14 protein-coding genes are annotated in these 23,634 nt (G+C 72.2%); 10 read left to right on the forward strand and 4 right to left on the reverse strand.

Features of this window, described 5'->3' with window-relative positions:
- Positions 1–21 precede the first annotated feature (21 nt).
- The 3 genes from NAEX_RS19345 to NAEX_RS19355 all read left to right on the forward strand — a co-directional run bounded on the left by NAEX_RS19345 (position 22) and on the right by NAEX_RS19355 (position 4,487).
- Positions 22–852: an MBL fold metallo-hydrolase gene (locus tag NAEX_RS19345; protein WP_096328966.1), complete on the forward strand. Its 831-nt coding sequence runs from the start codon at positions 22–24 to the stop codon at positions 850–852.
- A 113-nt stretch (positions 853–965) separates the two neighbouring features.
- Positions 966–1,373: a response regulator gene (locus NAEX_RS19350; protein ID WP_096328967.1), complete on the forward strand. Its 408-nt coding sequence runs from the start codon at positions 966–968 to the stop codon at positions 1,371–1,373.
- A gap of 432 nt (positions 1,374–1,805) precedes the next feature.
- Positions 1,806–4,487, forward strand: a complete 2,682-nt coding sequence (locus NAEX_RS19355) for a putative bifunctional diguanylate cyclase/phosphodiesterase (protein ID WP_096328968.1) — start codon at positions 1,806–1,808, stop codon at positions 4,485–4,487.
- Between the two features lie 57 nt (positions 4,488–4,544).
- On the opposite strand, the gene NAEX_RS19360 is transcribed toward NAEX_RS19355, so the two are convergent.
- A complete protein-coding gene (locus tag NAEX_RS19360) occupies positions 4,545–5,018 on the reverse strand; it encodes a VOC family protein (RefSeq protein ID WP_096328969.1) in 474 nt (157 codons plus the stop codon).
- A gap of 8 nt (positions 5,019–5,026) precedes the next feature.
- Positions 5,027–5,629, reverse strand: a complete 603-nt coding sequence (locus NAEX_RS19365; protein WP_096328970.1) for a MiaE family protein — start codon at positions 5,627–5,629, stop codon at positions 5,027–5,029.
- Between the two features lie 29 nt (positions 5,630–5,658).
- Between NAEX_RS19365 and NAEX_RS19370 the strand changes: the two genes are divergently transcribed.
- The 5 genes from NAEX_RS19370 (at position 5,659) to NAEX_RS19390 (ending at position 10,943) form a co-directional block, all read left to right on the forward strand.
- Positions 5,659–6,507 carry a hypothetical protein gene (locus NAEX_RS19370; protein ID WP_096328971.1) on the forward strand — a complete coding sequence of 283 codons (849 nt, stop codon included), beginning with the start codon at positions 5,659–5,661 and terminating at the stop codon, positions 6,505–6,507.
- 10 nt (positions 6,508–6,517) lie between these two features.
- Positions 6,518–7,477 (forward strand): sensor histidine kinase, encoded by a 960-nt coding sequence (locus tag NAEX_RS19375; protein ID WP_096328972.1) that lies wholly within the window; start codon positions 6,518–6,520, stop codon positions 7,475–7,477.
- A 186-nt stretch (positions 7,478–7,663) separates the two neighbouring features.
- Positions 7,664–9,184 carry a Fic family protein gene (locus NAEX_RS19380; RefSeq protein WP_096328973.1) on the forward strand — a complete coding sequence of 507 codons (1,521 nt, stop codon included), beginning with the start codon at positions 7,664–7,666 and terminating at the stop codon, positions 9,182–9,184.
- Positions 9,181–9,930, forward strand: a complete 750-nt coding sequence (locus tag NAEX_RS19385; RefSeq protein WP_096328974.1) for a response regulator transcription factor — start codon at positions 9,181–9,183, stop codon at positions 9,928–9,930. Before NAEX_RS19380 ends, NAEX_RS19385 begins: the two co-directional genes overlap by 4 nt.
- Positions 9,931–9,992: 62 nt before the next feature.
- Entirely contained in the window at positions 9,993–10,943 is a 951-nt protein-coding gene (locus NAEX_RS19390) for an acyl-CoA desaturase (protein ID WP_096328975.1), read from the forward strand.
- Between the two features lie 167 nt (positions 10,944–11,110).
- Here NAEX_RS19390 and NAEX_RS19395 read toward each other — a convergent pair whose 3' ends face one another.
- Positions 11,111–14,029, reverse strand: coding sequence for a carboxypeptidase regulatory-like domain-containing protein (locus tag NAEX_RS19395; RefSeq protein ID WP_170135839.1), 2,919 nt, complete (start codon positions 14,027–14,029; stop codon positions 11,111–11,113).
- Positions 14,030–14,177: 148 nt separating this feature from the next.
- Positions 14,178–17,156, reverse strand: coding sequence for a carboxypeptidase regulatory-like domain-containing protein (locus NAEX_RS19400; protein ID WP_096328977.1), 2,979 nt, complete (start codon positions 17,154–17,156; stop codon positions 14,178–14,180).
- 1,279 nt (positions 17,157–18,435) lie between these two features.
- Between NAEX_RS19400 and NAEX_RS50420 the strand changes: the two genes are divergently transcribed.
- Together NAEX_RS50420 and NAEX_RS19410 are read left to right on the forward strand one after the other, a co-directional pair.
- Positions 18,436–19,743, forward strand: a complete 1,308-nt coding sequence (locus NAEX_RS50420; protein WP_170135840.1) for a metallophosphoesterase family protein — start codon at positions 18,436–18,438, stop codon at positions 19,741–19,743.
- A gap of 327 nt (positions 19,744–20,070) precedes the next feature.
- Positions 20,071–23,622 carry an AAA family ATPase gene (locus NAEX_RS19410; RefSeq protein ID WP_096328979.1) on the forward strand — a complete coding sequence of 1,184 codons (3,552 nt, stop codon included), beginning with the start codon at positions 20,071–20,073 and terminating at the stop codon, positions 23,620–23,622.
- Positions 23,623–23,634: the final 12 nt, after the last annotated feature.

Here is a 23,634-nt window from a genome sequence, read left to right on the forward strand (position 1 = left end):
TGGGCACTACACTCGCGTGCCATGGCCGAGCCTGAAGTCCTGGACCCCGGCGTCTGGCGGGTCCCGTACGAGACGCCGACGCTCCCGCCGGCGACCGCGACCAATACTTTGATCGTCGGCACGCGCCGGCTCGCGGTCGTCGAGCCGGCCACGCCGTATGCGACTGAGCGGGCCGCGCTCGATGCGTTGCTCACGGAGCGGGCCGCCGCGGGCGCGGAGATCGTCGCCGTGCTCGTCACCCACCACCACGGCGATCACATCGGCTACGCGTTCGAGCTCGCGCAGCGATGGCGCGCGCCGATCTACGCCCATTCGCTCACGGCGGCCCGGGTCGATTTCCCCGTCGACGTCACGCTGGCCGACGGCGACCGGCTCGAGCTGGACGACGGGTATGTCCTTCGAGCCCTGTTCACGCCGGGCCACGCGCCGGGCCACCTCGTCTACTGCGAGGAGCGCACGGGGATCGCCTACGCCGGCGACCTCGTCGCCGGCATCGGGACGATCCTCATCGACCCTGCCGACGGGGGAGACATGTCGGCGTACCTCGATTCGCTCGCCCGCCTCGGTACCGCGCGACCGACGGCGCTCGTCCCCTCCCACGGCCCCGTGATCGCGGCGCCGCAGGAGTGCCTCGAGCGCTACATCACCCATCGCAGACAGCGCGAGGGCCGGGTGCTCGCCGCCCTGAACGCCGGCGCCACGCGGATGCCCGAGCTCCTCGCCGGCGCCTACAGCGACACCCCGCGGGAGATCTGGTGGCTGGCCGAGCGGTCTCTGGACGCCCACCTGCGCAAGCTCGAGGGCGAGGGCCGGGTCCGCCGCGAGCCCGACGGTCAGTTCGTCCTGACCTGAACGGGCGCGCCGCCGTACACGGGCTTACCAGACGCGAGGTTGGCGGCGCGCAGTCGCCCGGCGCGTCGCGCGGTCGCCCTTCGCCGGCCGCTGGTGATAGGATGGACCTGGTTATGCCCAAGGTCTTGATCGTCGAGGACAACGAACTCAGCCGGGACATGCTCTCGAGGCGACTGCGTCGCAAGGGCTACGAGGTGCTCGTCGCCGTCGACGGCGGCGAGGGTGTCGCCATGGTGAAGAAGGAGAAGCCCGACATCGTGCTGATGGACTTGAGCCTCCCCGACATGGACGGCTGGTACGCCACGCGGGTGTTGAAGGAGCACGAGGCGACCGCGAGTATCCCCGTCATCGCCCTCACCGCGCACGCCATGTCCGGCGACCGCGAGAAGGCCCTCGAGGCCGGCTGCGACGATTACGACACCAAGCCGATCGACCTGCGGCGGCTGCTCTCGAAGATCAACCGCTTCGTGCCCGACCCCGAGGGCGGCGCCGGCGATCCCAGCGACAGCCGGGCCGGTTGATCACCGCCTCCGCGGACGCAGCGTCGTCGCTGTCGTGTCTCGCCGGCTCCGCGTGACGCCGGCTCGCAGGCTCGACCGACGGCGCGCTCGCGTCTGTCCTTTCAGTCATGTCATCGGGGCGAGCCGCGGTCATCCGTCCGCCGCTCCGCGCGTTCGTCCGCGCGCCGATCTCCCCGAAAAACGTGCCGGATGAGCCCGGAAAAACGCGACGGAACCGCGTCCCGACCGCCTCCTCACGCGTCCTGCAATTGACACCCCTCGCGGGCCCCTGTAACGCTCTTTTGGCACGGTTTTCCGCGGAGAACTGCGATCACGGACGCCCACGCACATGCCGGATCGCCCGCCGAGAGCGGGCTCGAACCCCAGAGTGAGGCCGGGGCCGGGAGCCGCCTGGCCGCCCTGCGTGCGCAGATCGAGCAGCGTTTCGGCTACTTGCCGGCCTTCTTCGAGCCGGCCTTCGCCTGTCCGGACACCCTCGCCGACCTGTGGCACGCCGCCAGACACGCCTACCTCGATTGCCCCCTGCCCGCGGTCTTCAAGGAGCTCACCCTCCTCCTGACCCTCCGCCGGGCCGGCGCCGGCCTCGTCGAGCACGCGCTCGCGCTCACCCGCCTGGGCCTCGCGCCGACCGCCGTGCTGGCCGCGCTCGACGACCCGCGGGCCTTCATCGCCCAGCTGCCGGCCGCCCGCGACGCCCTGCGCGAGCAGCACCTGCACCTCGAGACATGGCCTGAAGACCCTGTCCTCCACGACATGCTCATGCGCTGCGGCCTGGCCTTCGCCGCCGACCCGCGGGACGGCGCCGACGGGCGGGCCGCGCTGGCGGCCGCGCTGACGCCGGCGCTGTACGCCCGCTGGACCGCGCTGGTCGCCTACGCCCGCGGGCGGGCGGCGTGGTTCGAGCTGCACCCCGACCTGGCGCAGCGGGTCGACCCGCCGCTGGTCGAGACGCATGCCTGGCTGTTGCGCGAGGCCCCCGGGCTCGCGCGGCACTTCGGCGACCCGGCCGTCGGCGCCCGCCCGCTGGTCGCGCCTGCGCTGCTGCGCCTCATCGACGCCGTCCCGACCGGCATCCTCCAGCTCGACGCCCGCGGCGCGATCGTCATGTCGAACACCACCGCGCAGCGGCTGCTCGGTCACAGCGCCGAGGCCCTCGCCGCGCTGACGATCGACGATCTCGAGCGCGGCGCCCTGCGCGACGACGGCCACCCGCTCGCCCCCGGCTCGCCGCTGCGGCGCTGCCTCGAGCAGCACAAGCCGCAGCCGCCGATGACCGTCGGCCTGCGCACCGCCAAGGGCGAGCTGCTGTGGACCAACCTCACCGCCGTGCCGGTCGAGGACGACGGCGAGGGCGCAGCGGCGATCATGGTCACGCTGGTCGACATCAGCGAGCGCCGCAAGATCGAGCGCGCCCTGCAGGAGAGCGAGATCAAGTACCAGCTGCTGGTCGAGGCCAGCGACGTCTTCCTGCTCTGCTTCGACCGCGACGGCGTCATCTTCCACGCCAACGAGCTGATCGCCGACCTCTTCTCGTCGACCGTCGACAGCCTGATCGGCAAGAGCCTCGGCGACCTCGCGCCCGACATGCCCGAGCTGGCCGAGGCCTACCTCGCCCGCTTCGCCCAGGTCATGGAGAGCGGGATCGGCGTCTCGGTCGAGGAGATGATCGAGGTCCGCGGCAAGAGCGGGTGGTTCTCGTCGACCGTCGTGCCGCTGCGCGACTTCGACGGCGCGGTCACCGGCGTCCAGGTCGTCGCGCGCGACATCACCCGCCGCCGCCGCGCCGAGATCGCCCTGCGCGCCCGCGAGGAGCGCTCGCGCCACGACTCGCTGCACGACCCGCTGACCCGCCTGCCCAACCGCCAGGCCTTCATGGAGAAGCTCGAGGCGGCGCTGCAGGGCGTGCGCCAGGGTCGGCCCGCGTTCGCGGTGCTGTGCCTCGACCTCGACCGCTTCAAGAACATCAACGACAGCCTCGGCCACTCGACCGGCGACCGCCTGCTGATCTCGGTCGCGCGGCTGCTGCAGGACTGCGTCGGCCCCGACGACCTGCTCGCGCGCCTGTCGGGCGACGAGTTCGGGGTCCTCCTGCCCAACGTCCAGGACGCCAGCGACGCCATCCGCGTGGCCGACCGGATCCTCGGCCAGCTCAAGCAGCCGCTGTCGCTGCGCGACCAGGAGGTCTACACCTCGATCAGCGTCGGCATCACCTGGAGCGCCCTCGGCTACGAGCGCACCGAGGACATCCTGCGCGACGCCGACACCGCGATGCACCGGGCCAAGCGGCGCGGCAAGAGCCGCTACGAGCTGTTCGACGCCGACATGCACGCCGAGGCCGTCGCCCAGCTCACGCTCGAGAGCGACCTGCGGCGGGCCATCGAGCGCGGCGAGTTCGAGGTCTACTACCAGCCGGTCATCGACCTCGTCAGCGGCCAGATCAGCGGCTTCGAGGCGCTCTTGCGCTGGAACCACCCGACCCGCGGCCTCGTCCTCCCGGGCGAGTTCATCGGCTGCGCCGAGGAGACCGGCCTCATCATCCCGATCGGCGAGTGGGTCCTGCGCGAGGCCTGCGGCCAGATGCAGCGCTGGCACGCCAAGTACCCCCACCGTGAGGCCCTGTCGATCAGCGTCAACCTGTCGGGCAAGCAGTTCGCCCAGCCGGCGCTGATCACCAAGGCCCTGCACGAGAGCATGCTCGTCCCGTCGAGCCTCAAGCTCGAGATCACCGAGAGCGTGATCATGGAAGATCCGCGGACCGCCTCCGAGCTGATCGAGCAGCTCCGGCTCGAGCAGGTCCACTCCTACGTCGACGACTTCGGCACCGGCTACTCCTCGCTGAGCTACTTGCACCGCTTCCCGATGTCGGCGCTGAAGATCGACCGCTCCTTCATCAGCAACATCGGACCCGACGGCGAGAACGCGGAGATCGTGCGCACCATCGTCACGCTGGCGCACAACCTCGGGATGAGCGTGATCGCCGAGGGCGTCGAGACCCGGGCCCAGCTCGACCTGCTGGCCGAGATGGGCTGCGAGTTCGGCCAGGGCTACTACTTCTCGCGCCCGGTCACCCGCGGCGTCGCCGAGTCGATGATCTCGCGCGACTGCAAGCCGTGAGCTCGGCTGTCCGTCAGGACATGTCCTCAAAGCCCGGCCGCTCCGGGCCTCCGTCCCTCACCGCCCGGCCGCGATCAGCTCGGCCGGCGCCTGCACCAGCTCGATGAGCACGCCCTCGCCGCCGAGCGGGAAGCTGCCCTCGTCGCCGCGCGGGTGGATGAAGCACACGTCGTGGCCGGACGCGCCGCGGCGGATGCCGCCGGGGGCGAAGCGGACCCCCTGTCCCGAGAGCCAGGTCACCGCCGCGTCGAGGTCGTCGACCCACAGGCCGACGTGATTGAGCGCCGGCTCGTGGACGCGGGGTCGCCTGTCGGGGTCGATCGGCTGCATCAGGTCGACCTCGACCTGCCACGGCCCCGTGCCGGCGACGGCGATGTCCTCGTCGACGTTCTCGCGCTCGCTGCGGAAGCTGCCGACGATCGGCAGGCCGAGCAGGTCGGACCACAAGCGGCGCAGCGCCGCCTTGTCGCGGCCGCCGACTGCGATCTGCTGGACCCCGAGGACGCGGAACGGGCGGTGTTCGCTGGTCATGCCGGGCCTCACTGTAGCGCAGGCGCGACCGCGCTGTGCAGCCGCGGCTCGCCCGGGTCGCCGCGCAGCACCGCGGCCTCGTGCGCGGCCAGAGCGTCGAGCCGCGCCGACAGCTCCGCCTCCGGGACCAGCTCCAGCGCTCGCGCCAGCTCGACGTAGCTGTGGAAGTGGCGGGCCTCACACGCCAGGAGCCCGCGGTACAGCTTCACCAGCCCCGGGTCGTCCAGCGTCTCCGCCAGCAGGCGCATCCGTTCGCAGCTGCGGGCCTCGATCAGCGCGCAGCAAAGCAGCGTGTCGAGCAGCCGCATCGGCTCGTGCGTGCGGGCGGCGGCCATCAGCTGGGCCGCGTAGGGGCTCGGCGTCTGGCGGCGGAACTCGAGCCCGCGCGCGCGCATCACCGCCACCACCTCCTCGAAGTGGGCCAGCTCCTCGCGCGCCAGCCGCGACAGCGGCACCACCATCGCCGGCCGCTCCGGGTAGCGGAAGATCAGCGACAACGCCGTCGACGCCGCCTTCTTCTCGCAGTGGGCGTGGTCGAGGAGGATCTCCGGCAGGTGCTCGCGCGCTCGCGCGGCCCAGCGCTCATCGGTCGGCGCGGCCAGGTGCAGCATCGGCGGCGGCAGTGTACCCTGGCGCTCGCGTGCCTGCCCTGTTCCGCGTCGCGGCCGCCCTCGCGTTCGCCGCCTGCGCCCTCGCCCCGGCCGACATGCCGCCGCAGCCTCCTGGCGGCGCGCCCGCGGCCGCGCGTCCCCTCGGCACGCCCACCCGGGTCCTCTCGGCCCACGCCCAGCCGCCGCCCGCCGGCGACGGGCGCGAGTACTTCGGCGTCCCGGTCGGCACCCTCGTCTACGTCGTCTTCACCCGCCCGCTCGACCCGGCCGCCCTGATCCCCAGCCGCTTCGTCGTCCTCGCCCGCGACGGCACCCGGCGCGTCCCGATCGCCGCCAGCCTCGCCCCCGCCAGCGAGCGCGACGAGCTCCGCGCGCTCGAGCTCGTCGTCCCCGCGCCCCAGCGCGAGCTCGTCAGCGTCACCGTCGCCGGCCAGCTGTTCGACGCCGACGGCCGCGACCTCGACGGCCAGTCCGCCGACGTCGTCCCCGCCGACGCCCCGCCCTTCCCCGTCGCCGCCGAGCTCGTGACCCAGGGGACAGATTGCCCGGCCATGCCCGGCGCCCAGGCGCCCGCCGCCGTGCGCGTGTGGTGGAGCGCCCCGGTGGCCGCCGGCGCCGCGGGCGTGCGCCTCCTCCTCGCCGACGGCCGCGCCCTCCCGCCGCTCGCGGTCGCCGACGTCGCCTGCACCCCCGAGCAGCGGCTCGCCGAGCCCGCGCCGGCCTGCGACCCCGAGGACGACAGCGTCCTCGACTACTGCACCCCCGTCGGCGCCGCGATCGAGCGCGTCGAGCTCGACATGGGCGCCGCGCGGGGCCGCGGCGGCAGCCCCGGCGCCGCCGGCTCGTTGCAACTTTCGCACATGTCCCCTGGAACATGAGCTTTTCGCCATGACCCGAAGGACACGCACCATGGCGTTCGCCCGCATGACGCGGTCGATCTCCGTGCCGATCATCCTGTCCTCGGGGGCGGTCGCGCTGTGCCTGGCGCTGCTGGTCGGCTGGAGCTACCTCGTGCTGCAGAACCCCGAGATGGTGGCCGACCTCCGCGGCAACCGCTGGCTGCTGGTCGCGGGCATCGGCTCGCTGGTCGTCATCATGTTCGTGATCGTCCTCTTCACGGTCTTCCTGGTCCGGGAGATCCGCGAGGTCCGGCGGCAGACCAGCTTCATCGACTCCGTCACGCACGAGCTCAAGAGCCCGCTCGCCGCGCTCAAGCTGTGCCTCGAGACGCTCGCGCGGCCCGACCTGCCCGGGGCCCAGCACGAGCGGCTGCGGCGGATGATGCACGACGACGTCGAGCGGCTGACCGCCTTCATCGACCGGGTCCTCACCGCCACGCGGCTGGCCGGCGAGGTCCGGCCGGCGCAGCACCTCACCGACATCTCGCTCGCCGAGCTCGCGCGTCGCTGCGCCGCCGGCGTCACTCGCCGCGCGCACCTGGCCGACGACGTCGTCCGCGTCGACATCGCCCCCGAGCTGCGGATCGTCACCGACGAGGTCGCGCTGGCCGCCGTGCTCGAGAACCTGATCGACAACGCCATCAAGTACAGCGGCGACGACGTCGCGGTGGTCGTCAGCGCCAGCGCCGTCGAGGCGCGCGGGCAGGTCGCGCTCGAGGTCCGCGACCGCGGGATCGGCATCCCGCGCACCCACCTGCGCCGCGTCTTCGAGCGCTTCTACCGCGTCCCCGACGAGGCCGTCCGCGAGCGCCGCGGCACCGGCCTCGGCCTCTACGTCGTCTCCGCCCTCGTCCGCTCCCTCGGCGGCCGCGCCGAGGCCCTCTCCCCCGGCCCCGGCCAGGGCACCACCCTCCGCGTCACCCTCCCGATGCGCCTCCGCTCGGCCTGAACGTTTTCGAAGCCGACGGCGAATTTCAGCATGTTTTCCCAGCCGCCTGAAGATTTCCGGAGCTCCGGGCCGCCCGGATCGGCGCACCTTGCGCTAAGCTTTTCTTAGAGAGTGCCCCGTTCCTTAACCCTTTTGGACAGTCTTCAGATTTCGAGATAGTTTCTGGAGGCGCCTGAAGGTTCACGGATGGCTGGTCCTGCAGGGTACGCCTGGCTCATCGCGCGATACCGCCTGAAGTGCGCGGACCCGTACCACCTGTCGGAAATTGCGGCGGGCGCGCGCTCCGTCACCTACGACGGCCCCCGAAGGGTCTACGAGCGCTTTCCCCCCGACTACGACCCTGGTGACGGCGCCGTCGACCACCTCGTCTTCGCGCTCAAATACGACGGCGTCGACCTCGGAGTGCTCGCCCGAGTCTTCGCCGCCTTCGACCCGAACGAGCTGCGGACGGCGCTGATCGCCACGCCTAACGGCAAGTATCTGCGCCGGCTGTGGTTCTTCTACGAATGGCTGACCGAGCGGCGCCTCGAGCTGGACGACCTCCACCAGGCGGTCGCATACGTCGACGCCCTCGATCCTGACGAGCAATTCACCGGGTCGCCGACGAACGTGCCGCGGCAACGCGTCCGCAACAACTTGCTCGGCTCACGCGCCTGGTGCCCGCAGGTTCGCAAGACCCAGCGCCTCGTGGAACTGGCCGCGCTCCCGCTGTCGTCGCAGATCGAGCACAGCCTCGCCTCGCACGATCCCGATCTCCTCCGCCGCGCCGTCAGCTACCTCTACACCAAGGAGACGCGCAAGAGCTTCGAGCTGGAGGGTGAACGGGTCGATTCGGATCGCGAGGCTCGCTTCGTCGATCTGCTGCAACGAGGGCCGCGCACCGGCGTGCTCGACAAGCAGCTCCTGATCGAGCTGCAGAACGTCATCGTCGTCGAAGCCTATCGCGAGTCGGACTACCGCAGCGATCAGACCTACATCGGCAGCAACGCGATCTTGTGGCAGCACAAGATCCACTACGTCTGCCCTCGGCCTGAGGATGTCCCGGCGATGATGGAAGGGCTGCTCGGGCTCGCCGAGCGCTGGACCTCGTCGAGGTCGGCCGACGGGATCGACCCTGTTGTCGCCGCCGCCGTCATCGCCTTCAGCTTCGTCTACATCCACCCGTTCGACGACGGCAACGGGCGCATCCATCGCTACCTGATCCATTTCATGCTGCACTGTCTTCGGTTCTGCCCCGACGACCTCGTCTTGCCGGTGTCCGCGGCGATCCTCCGCGACAAGGCGGGTTACGACATGGTCCTCGAGGAGATCTCGCGGCCGCTCCTCCGCATCGTCCGTTACACGCTCGACGACCTGGGCGTCATGACCGCGACCGACAACGACGCCTCGCTCTACGCCTACCTCGATCTCACCCCGCACGCCGAGGCGCTTTACGGATGGGTCCAGGAGACCATCCGGCGCGACCTCGTCGAGGAGATCGACATCCTCAAGAAAGTCGATGAAGCTAGGCGCCGGATGTCGCGGATCATCGACATGCCCGATCGCAAACGCGAGCTCTTCTTGCGCATCTGCATCGACAACAACCTCGTCCTGTCGCGGGCGAAGCGGAAGCTCTTCGCCGAGCTCAGCGACGAGCAGGTCGCTCGTCTCCAGAGCGCCGTCGCCGCGGCGTTCCGCGGCGACTCGAGCGAGGAGGGAGCCGAGTGAGCGTCTCGCCCCGACTCCTCCTCGTCGAGGACGAGCAGCACCTCGCCGCCGGGCTCAAGTTGAACTTCGAGCTCGAGGGCTACGCGGTCGATCTCGCCAGCACCGCGCGGCGGGCCGCCGAGCTGCTGCTCGGCGCGCGCTACGACGCCATCGTCCTCGACGTCATGCTCCCCGACACCGACGGCTTCGAGCTGTGCAAGAAGTTGCGCGACGGCGGCAACTTCGCGCCCGTCCTCATGCTCACCGCGCGAAACGCCACCGACGATCGCGTGCGCGGGCTCGAGGTCGGCGCCGACGACTACCTCGTCAAGCCGTTCGAGCTCAGCGAGCTGCTGGCCCGGGTGCGCTCGCTGTTGCGCAGGCGCTCGTGGGAGCGCGAACAACGCCCGGCGCAAGAGCGACCTGCGCAGGACCCCACCTCCGTCGCCCCGATCCGCTTCGGCGACGCCGTCATCGACGTCGAGCGCGGCGAAGCGCGCAAGGGCGACCAGGAGGTCAAGCTCACTCGCCTCGAGTTCGACCTCGTGCGCTACTTCGCGGCCAACCCTGGGCGGGTGCTCTCGCGCCAGGAGCTGCAGGAGCAGGTGTGGAAGCTGGCGAACTACCCCAACACGCGGATGGTCGACAACTTCATCATGCGCCTCCGGCGCCACTTCGAACCCGACCCGGTGAATCCCGTGTATTTCGTCTCGGTGAGGGGAACGGGCTACAAATTCGTCGTCCCGAGCCCGGTGACCAAACCGTGACACGGATTGACCACTCGAGGACAGGCGTCGTTCGGGCATCTCCGGCACCTTGACCGGAGCGCATGCAGCTCGACTCGCCGATCCCGATCCCCCACAAGTTCCGCGACCTCCCGCCGAAGGAGCGCCCCGGATACGACTGGGGCAGCATCGGGCCGATGTTGGCCATCCACCTGATGCCGCTCGGCGCGTTGTGGACCGGCACGCGCTGGCAGGACTGGGCCGTGTGCTTCGCCCTCTACTTCGGGCGCATGTTCTTCGTCACCGGCTGGTACCACCGGTACTTCTCGCACCGCACCTTCAAGACCAGCCGGATCGTCCAGTTCATCGCCGCCGTCCTCACCCAGACCTCCTCGCAGCGCGGCGTGCTGTGGTGGGCTGCGCACCACCGTCACCACCACAAGTTCAGCGATCTGCCGTGGGACACCCACTCGCCGATCCAGCGCGGCTTCTGGTACTCGCACATCGGCTGGATCTTCGAGAAGAACGCCGGCGACACCGACTACAACAAGATCCGCGACCTCGCCAAGTACCCCGAGCTGCGCTGGCTCGACAAGTACTGGTACCTTCCGCCGACCGCTCTCGGCGTCCTCGTCTACCTCACCATGGGCCTGTCGGGCCTGTTTATCGCCTTCGGCCTCAGCACCACCCTGCTGTGGCACGGCACCTTCACCATCAACTCGCTCGCCCACGTGTTCGGCAAGCGCCGCTTCGCCACCACCGACACCAGCCGCAACAACTGGCTGCTGGCGCTTATCACCCTCGGCGAGGGCTGGCACAACAACCACCACCACTACATGGGCTCGACCCGCCAGGGCTTCTACTGGTGGGAGGTCGACATCACCTACTACATCCTCAAGGCCATGAGCTGGGTCGGCCTCGTGTGGGACTTGCGACCTGTCCCCGAGACCATCCTCGCCGACGGGCGCCGCAAGGCCGCCCCCGCGGCCTCCGCCGCGCCTTCGACCACCGACCTGCGCGACGCCCTCGACGCCGCCCTCCCCGACCAGGCCTGAGCGCCTGTCCCAACGGACAGGCCCTCTCACCCTCCGGTACGGAGCGCGCCTGGCCTGCGGGGCCCAGGCGAACCGGCCCAAGCGCCTGTCCCGAAGGCCAGCCCACGGCCGCGCACCAGCGAGGCGGCGAACAACCTGTCCCGAAGAACAGGCTCGTTCGTCCGCCCTCAGGGCCGCGCGTCGAGCGTCAGCTGCACGCTGGCCCCGCGCGCGAGCCCCAGCGTCAGCGTCGTCTTCACCGGCGCGTACGTCAGCGCGTGGAACAAGTAGCTGTTCGGCCCCTGCACGTCCTGGCCGTCGACGCTGACGATCTCGTCGCCGACCACCACTCCGGCCAGCGCCGCCGGTCCTTTCGGCCGCACGTGCGCCACCACCCACCGCCGCTTCATCGGGTCGGCGCCGGACGCCGGTTCGTGGGTCGTGAAGCCGAGGTCGCCCGCCTGCTCGCCGCTCGGCGTCCGCTTGCGCGCCACGCGGATCGGCGGCAGCTCGACCGTCGACGCCTCGCCCGACAGCATCGCCGGCATCGACGACCAGCCGAACTCGGCGTTCCCGTTCTGGGGCGACACGTTGATCTGGGCCAGTCCGGCCGGCGCGTTGCGGAACTCGAACCGACCTGACTCATCGGTCACGTTGTGTTTGCCGTCCTGCGCGCTCGCGGACGCGCCGCTGCCGGACACCGTCACCGTCAGCCCCGGCACCGGCTTGCCCTCGAGGTCGACCACCGTCCCGCGCACCGTCACCTTCGGCGCCAGCTCGATGCGCACCCCCGACAGCTCTTCTCCGGCCGCCACCTTCACCGTCGCCTCCGCGGTCCCGGCCCCCGCGTTGACCTGCACCTTGTACTCGCCCGCCGGCACCTCCGGGAAGCTCCACGCCCCGTTCGTGCGGTAGAAGTTGTCGGTGCGGCGGTACTGGCTGGTCGCCTCCGCGATCACCACCGTGAACTCCTCCGGCGTCCCGCCCCCGGGCAGCGCCACCGTCCCCGCCAGTCGGGCCGCCGGCGCCAGCGTCAGCGTCACCTCGCTCCCGACCGCCACCTGCTCGACGATCGCCTCTCCGCCGCTGCGACGATGCGCCCGCACCGTGTGCTTCCCGTCGCTCAGGTCCGTCAGTGTGAAGCGCCCCTCGGCGTCGGTCATGTTGGGCTGCTTGCCGAACGTCCACCGCGTCTCCAGCGACGCGCTGCCCTTGGCCGCTCCTGCGCGGTCCGACTCCCGCGCCGCGCCGACGAACGCGTCCGCCACCGGCGCCCCGTGCTCGTCGCGCACCACCCCCGTGATCTTCCCCGTCGCGCTCGCCACCACCAGCTGCACCGTCGTCACCGCGTCCGCCCGCACCTCGATCTTCTCGCCCTGGACGTCGTCGTCGCTCGTCCCCGGCGCGCGCAGCTTCTCCCAGCCCTTCTGCGCCTCGGCCCGGTACTCGCCGACGCCCACGTGCTCGATGCGAAACGTCCCGTCGTCGGCCACCGTCGCCCCGAACCGGGTCGAACCGCCGACTAGCGCCACCGACGCCCCGCGCACCGGCTGCCCCTTCGCGTCGCGCACCGACCCGCGCACCTCGCCGACCGCCGGCAGCTCGATCCGCACACCTTCCACATCCTGTCCCTTGGGCAAGGTCACTTCCATCGCCTTCGGCGTCGTGCGCGGCGGATCCCACGACGACGCCTCCACGTCGTACTTCCCCGGCAACAGCCCCGTCACCTCGAAGCGCCCGCTCGCGTCGGTCTGCGCGCTGGCCCAGATCCGTTGCGCCTGCGGCCGGCTCGGGTCCGGCTTCGAGCCCGCGCTCACCGTCAGCTTCGCCACCGGCCGCCCCCGCACGTCGACCGCCACCCCGCGGAGCGCCTGCGCGCGCCGGACCTTCCACTCGACCCCGGACACGCTGCGGTCGACCACCTTCACCTTTTCATACGTGTCCTCCGGGACATGTCCCTGACACCGCACCTCGATCCCGTACTCCCCGGGTCGAACGGCCCTCAGGTGAATCACACCGTCCGCCTCGGTCGCCCCACGCACCGCGCGACCGCTCGCCCCGTCGCGCAAGATCACCGACCCGGCGTCGCAGCTCCCCCCGCCCTCGATCACCACTCGCCCCTCGACGAAGAACGCCGGGTGCGCCGTGATCACCAGCGGCTCCGACGTCTCGCCGAGCCCCAGCATCACAAGCTCCTCCGCCAGCCCGAACGTCTCGTCGGACGCTGCGCTCGGCTTGTACGGCCCCGGCGGCAAGCGGTCGAGGCGGAACATCCCCTGCGCGTCGGTCATCGTCGATGTCCACGACCCGCCTCCGCTCGACACCTGTGCGCCCTCGACCGGCTCGCCGCTGCCCGCGCGCACCACCTTGCCGACCAGCACCGCCTCCGGCGTCATGAACACCTCGAAGAAGTGCCCCGGCGCGACGCCGTTGTCGCGCCCGTCCGCGTACCCGTCGGCCATCGCGCGCACTCCGATTTGGCCCGGCTTCACCCACATCGAGAACTCGCCCTCGGGCCCGGTGAAGACGACAGGCTGGCGATTCCCGAGGAGCTGAGCGCCCTCGATCGGTCCGCCGCTTAGATCTTTGACGACCCCGCGGATCTCGACGCCGCCGTCCTCGAGCACGATGTCGGCCCCGAGCAGCTCCATCCCCGGCCGCAGCTCGACCCACTCGCGCCGGCTCGCGCCTTCTCCTTGCGCGTACAACGTCGGCACGAACCCCGGCGCCGAACCGACGACCTCGTGACGCGCCCCGAACAGCCCCGCGATCCGGTAGTGCCCGTCGCGCTCGCTCGTCACGCAGGGAGGCCGGCGTCGCTCGTCTGTTGGCAACCGCTCCGAAGTCAACAGCGCGCACACCTGCGCCCCCGCGATCGGGGCCCCTTTCGCGTCCTTCACGAACCCCGCGATCGACGCCCGCGCCGCGAGCCGCGGGTCGAGCTGCAGCCCCGCCGCCTCCTCCTGTCCCGCGCTCACCATCGCCTGGACCGGCGCCGCCACGACCTCGGCGGTCGCGACAGGCGCCGCGTCCTTCTCCTCGCGCAACCACCACAGCGCCCCTCCGACGACCGCCAAAATCACCCCGACGACGGCTCTCCTGCGCATCTCGCCACACCTCTGCTCGCGCACCGAATCTGGCTTTCGAGACATCTCGACCCGCCCCGCGGAACCCGCCCCGCGGGGCTCCTCTTCCCGGCCGGTCACCACGGCGCGCGCCCGTAGCGACCTGTCCTTCAGAACATCTGATTTCGGTTCACGGCGCCTTGCCGGCCGTCACCGAGAGGCTCTTGCCGTTCGCCAGCCCCAGCGTCAGCGCCGTGCCTTCGAGCACTTCGGTCAGCCCGTGATACAGGTAAGCGTTCGCCCCGGTCACGTCCTGGCCGTCGACGCTGACGATCACGTCGCCGATCTGCAGCCCCGCGAGCGCCGCCGCGCTGCCCGGGCGCACGTACGCCACGATGAGCTGTCGCGTCAGCGGGTCCGCGCCCGGCTCCGGCTCCTTGAGCTTGATCCCCAGCTCGCCGGACTTCTCGCCGTCTTTCACGCGCTTCCGCGCCACCTTGATCGGCGCCAGCTCCGTCTCCGACGCGTCGGCCGACAGCATCACCGGCATCGAGGTATACGAGTACTCGCTGTTGCCCCAGCTGCGCGGGTACACGTTCACCTGCACCTTCCCGCTCGGCGCGTTCGTCACCTCGTAGCGACCCTGCTCGTCGGTGACGTGGCGCTTGTCCTCGTCGCCCCTGCTGGACGACCACGTACCGGGTGCGCTGACGGACACCTCCAACCCTGCGATCGGCTTGCCGTCGGTGTCGACCACCGTCCCGCGCACCGTCACCTTCGGCGCCAGCTCGATGCGCACCCCGCTGGTGTCCTTGCCCGCGGCCATGGTCGCGTGGACCTCGGCCGTGCCTCCGCCCGCGGTCACCGACACCTTGTAGTTCCCGGCCGGCAGGTCGGGCACGCTCCACGCCCCGCCGGTGCGGAAGAAGTTGTCGTGTCGCTGATACCCGGTCGCCTCGTCGAGGACCACGATCGTGAATTCCTCCGGCGCCGCCCCGCCGCGCACGTTCACCGTGCCCGACATCCGCCCCGGCGACGCGATCGTCAGCACCACCTCGCTGCCGAGCGCCACGTGCTCGACGATCGCCTCGCCGCCGCCCTTGCGGTGGGCACGGAGCGTGTGCTTCCCCGTCTCCAGCCTCTCGAGCGTGAACTTCCCGTCCTGGTCGGTCAGGTTCGGCTTTTCGAAGAACTCGCCCCAGCGGCCCTGACGCATCCCCGCGCCCGCCGAACTCGCCGCGCTCTCCGACTCGCGCGTCGCCTCGACGAACGCGTCCGCCACCGGTCCGCCGTCCTCGTCGCGCACCACCCCCGTGATCCGCCCCGACGCGCTCTCGACCACCAGCTTCACCGTCGCGACCTTGCCCTCGCGCACCTCGACGCGCTCGCCCTGCACGTCGTCGTCGCTGGTCCCGGGCGCTCGCATCGTCTCGCCGAACCAGCCCATCCGCGCCGTGATGCGGTAGTCCCCGCTGGCCAGGTTCTTGAAGTGGAAGCTCCCGTCGTCCGCCGCGGTCGCGAACTGCCAGTGGACCCCGTCGTTGGCCCCGATCTTCGCGGCCGCGATCGGTTGCCCCTTCGAATCGCGCACCGACCCGCGCACCTCGCCGGTCGCCGGCAACTCGATGCGCACGCCCGTCGCGTCCTTGCCCTTCGGCACCTCCACCACCGTCGGCGTCGCCGGCGTCGCCCGCGGTTGCCCCCACGAATTCACCGACACGTCGTACGTCCCCGGGAGCAGCCCGGCCAGCTCGAAGCGGCCCTGCGCGTCGGTCTCGGGTCCCCACACGTTGGCCGTCTGGTGCGCCCGCGCCCGGCTCGGGTCCGGCTTGAGGGACGCTTCGAGGTTCATCTTGGGCACCGGCTTGCCGCTCGCGTCGACCACCACCCCGCGGATCGACTGCCCCTTCGACACGTCCCAGCGCAGCCCCGTCACGCTCTTGTCGACGACCTTGACCCGCTCGTAGCGCTCGGCCGACACGAACCCGCGACAGCGCACGTGGACCTGATAATCGCCGGGCAGCACCCCGCGCTTGCGCACCGTGCCGTCGCTCTCGATCGGCATCCACGCCTCGCGCCCCTGCGCCGGATCTGCAAGGCTCACGTTGCCGTTGTCGCAGCTCCCGCCGCCCTCGGTCACGATCTTGCCCTCGACCGTGAACGCCGGGTGCGCCTCGATCAGGATCGGGTCCGACGTCTCGCCGAGCCCGAGGATCACCTGCTCCTTCGCCACCCCGAGCGCGTCGTCGGCCTCGGCCCGCGCCTTGTAGGCCCCGGGCTCGAGCCCTTCGATGCGAAACTCGCCGTTCGCGTCGGTGTACGCCGACTTCGGCATGAAGCCCCATCCGCCCGACACCGCGATGACCTGCGCGCCCTCGATCGGCCCGCCGCCCTCGCCCGCGCGCACTACCTTGCCGACCAGCACCGCCTCGGGCGTCAGGAACAGCTCGAACTCGTGACCCGGCGCCAGGCCCTCCTCGTGGCCCCTCGCATAGCCGTCGGCGTTCGCCACGATCCAGACGGACCCCTCCGCGACCCACGCCGAGAACGACCCGTCGGCCGCCGTCCAGGCGAAGGTCGCGCCGGCGGTGACCTGGGCGCCCTCGATCGGCCCGCCGCTCAGGTCCTTGACGAACCCGTGGATCTCGACGCCGCCGTCCTCGAGCGTGATGTCGACGCCGAGCGCCTCCATCTTCGGCCGCAGGTCGATCCAGCTGCGTCGGGCCGCGCCCTCGCCCTGGTAGTACTTCCCCGGCGCGAAGCCGGCGGCGCTCGCCAGGATCGCGTAGCGCACCGGGAACAGCCCCTCGATGCGGTAGTGACCGTCGCGCTCGGTCTTCGTACAGCTCGGCCGCTCCATGTCCTTCGACGCCAGTTCGTTCGCGGAGGTCGTCGCGCACACCTGCGCCCCGGCCACCGGCTGGCCCTGCGGATCTCGCACGATCCCCGCGACCGTCGCCCGCTCGGCGAAGCGCGGGTTCAGCACCAACTCCGGCCGCGCCTCCGGCAGGCTGGTGGCGATCGCCTGCACCTGCTGCTCACCCTGCTCCGCGGCCGGCACCGCCGCGCTCTCGGCTCCGCTGCGCCACCACCAAAACGCGGCCCCGGCCAACCCCGCGACCACCAGCCATACCGGCCCTGACCCTCGCGCTGTCTCGTCCTTGCTCACGCACTACCTATCCTTTCAGACATGCACAGAAAACCATGTCGAAAAAGACATGTCCAAAGTGTATCCCGCCGTCTCCCTCGCACCCGACGACAAAAAGCTGCCCGCGGCAGCGGAGGTCGCAAGCCCACGCCGCTCACGGCTCCACCTTCGATCGCCGCGCCGCACCGGACTTCTCCCCGCCCCGTGAACCGCGCGCTCACGACCTCTCCGCCGCGCGGCTCCTCGCGACGAGCGGCGCGACGTCCTCCGCTCACGACCTCGCTGGCGAGCGCCTTGGCACTCGAGCCCTCCTCGCGCGAGACGGCGCGGCGTCCTCCGCTCACGACCTCGCTCGCGAGCGCCGTGGCACTCGAGCCCTCCTCGCGCGAGACGGCTCGGCGTCCTCCGCTCACGACCTCGCTCGCGAGCGCCGTGGCACTCGAGCCCTCCTCGCGCGAGCAGGCTCGACGTCCTCCGCTCACGACCTCCCGCCCGCCCGCTCCGCTCGGGACTCCCCACCTCGCACGGGTCGACGCCCACGGCGAGCGCGATGTCGATCGTCGGCGAGCATCGCCGGTCGCTGCCCCGTCGTCTCGCCGCGCGAGCGCTCCGGCCCCCGGCGAAGCCCGCCCCTCGTCGCCGTGCGAAGCGCCGCGAGCAGCCGCGCCGTCCGGCAGAGCTCGCCGTTTCCAGAGGTCGATCGCTGCGACTCGCCCGATCGCGCGGACCCGCACCCACGGCCCCGCGCTGGCCTGCTGTCCCCGCCCGTCTCGTCCCGTCCCCCGACCGTGCTCGGCGCCTCGGGACGACCTGCGCGACAGGGCGCGCTTTGGAGCCCCTCCGTCCTCGCCGCTCTGCAGCGAGGTCCTCGCCCCGAACTGTCTCCTCCGTGGATTGCCGGCCTTCAGCACGCGCGTCTCTCGTCTCGGCGACGTGTCACTCGGGACATGTGATTTTTCCGCTACGCCCGAGGGGCCGCGGATGTTCCAGGTCTGGGGACATACGCAGGAGCGGGGGTCCACGATCTCATTGCGACCGGGATGCTAGCGCCTCGTCGCGGCGGCTTCCTGCGGCTCTGCCCGACCCTGACCACGGCGTCCGCGCCGCCCCGTGGGCGCCGGGGAATTCCGTCGCCGCTTTGCGAAGAAAGATCTCGTCGAGCGCACCCTGTGTCCTGCGAGATCGGCCCCCAGGGACCTCTGGCCCCCAGTTCCCTCGGCTTCGATCCATGATCGCGGCGGCGCCGCCCCGGGCCGGGCGTGCTGGCACCGGGCGATCAAAGGTGCCACCGTCACCGGGGATGAGGGTCATCCACGCCGCCGACCTGCACATCGACAGCCCGCTCCGCGGGCTCGGTCGCATCGAGGGCGCGCCCGTCGACGACATCCGCCTGGCCACCCGTCGCGCCTTCACCCGCCTCGTCGACACCTGTCTCGAAGACCAGGCCGCCCTCTTGATCCTCGCCGGCGACGTCTTCGACGGCGAGTGGCGCGACTTCAACACCGGCCTCTTCTTCGTCCGCGAGCTCGCCCGCCTGCGCGACGTCGGCACCCGGGTCGTCATGGTCCGCGGCAACCACGACGCCGAGTCCGTGCTCGCGCGCCACATCCCCTTGCCGGAGCACGTCCACACCTTCCCCGCCGAGGCCGCCGGCACCCTCGAGCTGCCCGCGCTCGGCCTCGCCGTCCACGGGCAGAGCTACGGCAACCGCAGCGTCGAGGACAACCTCGCCGAGTTCTACCCCGACCGCCGGCGCGACCTGGTCAACATCGGCGTCCTCCACACCAACGCCATCGGCGCCGCCGAGCACAGCAACTACGCCCCGTGCACCGTCCAGCAGCTCGTCCGCCGCGGCTACGACTACTGGGCTTTGGGACATGTCCACAAGCGCAGCATCCTCCACGCCGACCCGTGGGTCGTCTACCCCGGCAACCTGCAGGGTCGCCACGCCCACGAGACCGGCCCGCGCGGCTGCACCGTCCTCGACATCGACAATTTGAAAATTCGCAGCGTCGCCCACCGCGACCTCGACGTCCTGCGCTGGGCCGAGATCTCCCTCGCCGCCGCCAGCGCCGCCGACACCGACGACCTCCTCGGCACCTTGCGCATGCGCCTGCAGCAGATCGTCTTCGAGGCCGGCGGGAGGCCCGTGCTCGCGCGCGTCCTCGTCGACGGCGCCACCCACCTGCACGCGCGCCTCGCCGCCCACCCCGAGCCCTTCGCCGCCCAGACGCGGGCGATCGCCGCCGACCTCGGCGACGTGTGGATCGAGCAAGTCCGCTTCCGCACCCGTCCGCCCGCCGAGACCGAGCACGGCGAGCTGCTCGCCCTCCATCAAGCCCTGCGCGACGAGCTCGAGGCCCTCGCCGCCGACCCGCAGCGCCTCGCCGAATACGGCCCCGCCCTCGCCCCGCTCGGCGCCCTCGTCGCTCCTTATCTCGGTCTCCGCCCCGACGACCCCGAGCGCCTCGCCGCCCGCCTCCCCGAGGTCGAAGCCCTCCTCCTCGGCCTCCTCGCCCCCGACCTCCCGCACCCGCGCCCGCCCGCGCACCTGCCCCCGCAAGACCCGGCCGCGATCCGCCCGAGCGAGCACCCCGAGGTCCAGTGACCCGGCGTGGCCGCGCGCGCATCGCCCCATCGCGGCTGCATGTCCCGACATGCACCGAGAGACACACGGAAGAACGTTCCCTCTTCGTACATGTCCCCAAGGCCAGCCCCATCGACGACCCGTCGCAAGCCGCCCTCACGAGCGAGGCTCGCGACGTTCGCGGCCGAGTCGGGCGAGCCCGGGCACAGCCACGGGCCCCATGGCTGACGCCCGGCCCACGAGTCGCGCCCCCTCGGCGTCGAGCCTCCGGTATGGCAGATCTCGCCGCGTCCCCGCCCCGAAAACGACCTCAACGCGCTCCTTGCATCCCGTCCACCCGAACAGAAAATGCGCTTTGAACGCCTGACCGTCGAGCGCTTCGGCCACTTCGAGTCGCTCGACATCGACCTGCCCGGGGGGCCCGGCCTCGTCGTCCTCTACGGCCCCAACGAGGCCGGCAAGACCACCCTCCTGCGCGCCCTCCACGGCCTCCTGTTCGGCGTCGACGACCGCACCCCCTACGCCTTCGAGTACGACTACCGCGCGATCGCCCTGAGAGCTGTCCTTCGGGACAGCGCCGGTCAGCGCCTCCACGTCACCCGCCTCAAGAAGCGCAAGGACTCGCTCGCCGGCAGCCTGCGCAGCGACGCCGGCGAGGTCCCGCTCGACGCCGCCCGCTTCGCCCGTTACTTCGGCGCCATCACCGAGGAGCTCTACCGCGCGATCTTCGGCTTCTCGCACGCCGACCTGCAGCAGGGCTCCGACGTCCTCCAGGTCGCCGGCCTCGCCGAGCTGCTCGGCGGCGGCGCCCTCGGCGGCAGCGCCGAGAAGATCCGCGGCGCCCTCGCGGGCCTTCAGGGCGAGAGCGAGGCCCTCTTCAAGGCCAAGGGCAAGAACCCCGCGATCAACCGCGGCCTCACCCAGCTGCGCGACGCCAAGCTGGCGCTGCGGGACGCCATGTTCGCCCAGCCGCAGTACGCCGCGCTGACCACGAACCTCGCCGCCGCGCGCCACGACGCCGACGCCGCCGAGCAGGAGCTCGCCCGCCTGCGCGAGCGCGAGGCCCGGCTGCGCACCTTGCTCGGCGCGTTCGAGGACTTCCACGAGCACCTCGGCCTCGTGCGCGCCCTCGCCGACCCCTCGCTGCGCACCGACCTCGACGAGCCGGCCGCCGAGCGGGCCCGCCAGCGCCACGCCGAGTTCGCCGCCGCCGACAACCAGCTGCGGGCCCTCGACGCCGAGCTCGCGCGCCTGCTCGCCCGCGCCGATCAGCCCGCCGCCGACCCCGCCCTGCTCGCCGAGGCCGGCGCCGTCGAGCGGCTGGTCCGCCGCGTCGAGGCCGTCGCCGAGCAGCGGCTGGTCATCCCGCGCGAGCGCGAGCGCCTGGCCCGCGAGACCGAGGCCCTCGAGTCGATCCTTTCGACCATGTCTCCAGGGACACGCCCGGAAGACCATGTCCGATGGGTCATCCAGCCGCACGAGCTCGACCGCCTGCGCGCCCTCGCCACCCGCTGGCAGCGCGCCCGCCAGGAGCTCATGTTGTCCTCCCGCGGCCTCGCCGACGACGAGGCCGAGCTCGCGGCCCTTCGCGCCAGCGTCGCCGACCTCGCCGCCGCCGCCCCCGACCACGAGGACAGCGCCCTGCTCGCCGAGCTCGAGGACGCCCTCGCCCGTCGCGCCGAGCTCGACCGCGAGGAGCTGGCGCTCGCCCGCCTGCGCGCCGACCTCGACCTCGGCCTGCTGCGCCTGCACCCGCCCCTGGCCGCCGCCGACCTCGCCGCCGCCCCGCTGCCGCGCCCCGCCGAGCTCGACGACCACCACGCCCGCGGCCTCGACCTCGAGCGCGAGCGCCGGGCTGCCCTTTCGGACCTGTCCCGAGAGCAAGACGACCTCGCCCGCGCCCGCGCCGAGCTCGAGGCCCTCGCCGCCGCCGACCTGCCCGACCCCGACGCCCTCGCCGCCGCCCGCGCCCGCCGCGACGAGGTCTGGCACGAGGTCCGCCGCCGGCTCCACACGCAAGAAGGCTTCGGCGCCCTGTTCGCCGGCGCCGACGCGGTCGACCCCGGGCCCGACACCACAGCCGCGCGCAAGCAGCTGGCGCGCCGCTTCGAGCGCGCCCTCGCCGACGCCGACGACCTCGCCGACCGCCTGCGCGACGCCGCCGACCAGCTGGCCAAAAAGACAGGCCTTCAGCGCCAGATCGATCGCGCCGAGCAAGACGTCGCCCGCGCGCAGGAGCGGGTCGCCGCGGTCACCCGCGCCGAGCAGCGCTGGGCCGCCGAGTGGGCCGCGCTGTGGCGCCCGACCAAGATCGTCCCCGGCCCGCCGGCGGCGATGATCGCGTGGTACCGCGACGCCGCCAACCTGCGCGAGCTGGCGGCCGAGCAGGTCCGCCGCGAGGAGGTCGTCCGCCGCCTCCGCCCCGCGCTCGACGACTTCACCGCCCGCCTGCAGCGCCGCCTCGCCTGGCCCGGCGCCAGCCTGCCCGCGCTCGCCCAGGGCCTGCGCGACCGCGAACGCTCCGCCATGGCCGCGCGCGCCCGCCTCGAGGCCGCCTCGGCCCGCCTCGCCGGCCTCGAGAGCGCCGTCGCCCGCGGCCACGCCGCCCACGCCGCCCTCACCCGCGAGCTCGCCGACATCCGCGCCGCCCTCTCCGCCTTGCTCGTCACCCTCGGCCTGCCCGCCGACCTCGAGCCGGACGCCGCGCTCGCCCGCATCGATGCCCTCGAGGACATGTCCCAAAAGCTAGCCAACCTCGAGGCCCGCCGCGAGGCCCTGGCGCGCGGTGAGGCGCTGCTCGCCGGCTTCGACGCCGAGTGCGCCGCGCTCCTCGCCCGCCTCGGCCGCCCCGCCGACGGGCTCGCGCCCGAGCACACCGTCGACCGCCTCAGCCGCCGCCTCGCCGAGGCCCGCACCGCCGCCGCCGCCGCCGCCCAGGCGCGCGAGCAGGCCGAGGCCAAGCAGCGCGAGCGCGACGGCCTGGCCGAGCTCCGCGCCGCCGCGTCCGCCGAGCTCGCGGCGCTGGCGACCCGCGCCGGCGCCCGCGATACGGCTGAACTATTGGACATGTCCGAACGAGCGCTCCAGCGCGCCCGCCTGCAGAAGCGACAGAGCGAGCTGGCGCTGCGGCTGGCCCGCGCCCTCGGCGACGGCCCGGCGCGCGACAGCTACGACGCCGAGCTGCAGGGCGCCCGCCGCGAGGCCCTGGCCGCCGAGCGCGACGACCTGGCCCGGCGGATCGGCGAGCTCGACCGCCGCCGCACCGCCGCCGTCGAGCAGAAGGGCAAGCTCGACAACCAGCTCCAGCACCTCGGGGGCGACCGCGCCGCGCGCCTCAACGCCGAGTGCGAGGCGCTCCACGCCGACCTCACCCAGCACGTCGACCGCTACGTCCTGGTCCAGCTGGCCCAGCAGGTGCTCGCCCGCGTCACCGACCGCTACGCCCGCGAGAACCAGCCGGCGATCCTCCATTACACCTCCGACCTGCTGGCCACGATCACCGGCGGCCGCCACCTCCGCGTGGTCCCCCAGCCCGAGGCCGGCACCCTCGCCGCCGTCGGCCGCGGCGGCCGCCTCCGGCTCCCGGGCGAGCTGTCCCTCGGCACCCGCGAGCAGCTGTTCCTCGCCCTCCGCCTCGCCTACGTCCTCGACTACTGCGACCGCAACGAGCCGCTCCCGCTGGTGATGGACGACGTGCTCGTCAACTTCGACGAGGACCGCGCCGCCACCACCCTGCAGGCCCTCCGCGACGTCGCCCGCACCACCCAGATCCTCTTCCTCACCTGCCACCGCCACCTGATGCACCTCGCGCGCCAGACCACCGACACCGGCGCCGCCCTGCAGATCGTCGAGCTCCCGGACCCGCCCGACGCCGGCCTCTCGCGCGCCGCCGAGGCCTGAGCCGGCGCTGTT

The organism is Nannocystis exedens (assembly GCF_002343915.1).
GTDB classification, from domain to species: Bacteria; Myxococcota_A; Polyangia; order Nannocystales; family Nannocystaceae; genus Nannocystis; species Nannocystis exedens.

Excerpts from the sequence above, each read along its gene's own strand:
- NAEX_RS19365 (WP_096328970.1), bottom strand. The coding sequence starts at position 5,629 with ATGCTGCACCTGGCCGCGCCGACCGATGAGCGCTGGGCCGCGCGAGCG.
- NAEX_RS19345 (WP_096328966.1), top strand. The coding sequence starts at position 22 with ATGGCCGAGCCTGAAGTCCTGGACCCCGGCGTCTGGCGGGTCCCGTAC.
- NAEX_RS19380 (WP_096328973.1), top strand. The coding sequence starts at position 7,664 with ATGGCTGGTCCTGCAGGGTACGCCTGGCTCATCGCGCGATACCGCCTG.
- NAEX_RS19360 (WP_096328969.1), bottom strand. The coding sequence starts at position 5,018 with ATGACCAGCGAACACCGCCCGTTCCGCGTCCTCGGGGTCCAGCAGATC.
- NAEX_RS19375 (WP_096328972.1), top strand. The coding sequence starts at position 6,518 with ATGACCCGAAGGACACGCACCATGGCGTTCGCCCGCATGACGCGGTCG.
- NAEX_RS19350 (WP_096328967.1), top strand. The coding sequence starts at position 966 with ATGCCCAAGGTCTTGATCGTCGAGGACAACGAACTCAGCCGGGACATG.
- NAEX_RS19410 (WP_096328979.1), top strand. The coding sequence starts at position 20,071 with ATGCGCTTTGAACGCCTGACCGTCGAGCGCTTCGGCCACTTCGAGTCG.
- NAEX_RS19390 (WP_096328975.1), top strand. The coding sequence starts at position 9,993 with ATGCAGCTCGACTCGCCGATCCCGATCCCCCACAAGTTCCGCGACCTC.
- NAEX_RS19395 (WP_170135839.1), bottom strand. The coding sequence starts at position 14,029 with ATGCGCAGGAGAGCCGTCGTCGGGGTGATTTTGGCGGTCGTCGGAGGG.
- NAEX_RS50420 (WP_170135840.1), top strand. The coding sequence starts at position 18,436 with ATGAGGGTCATCCACGCCGCCGACCTGCACATCGACAGCCCGCTCCGC.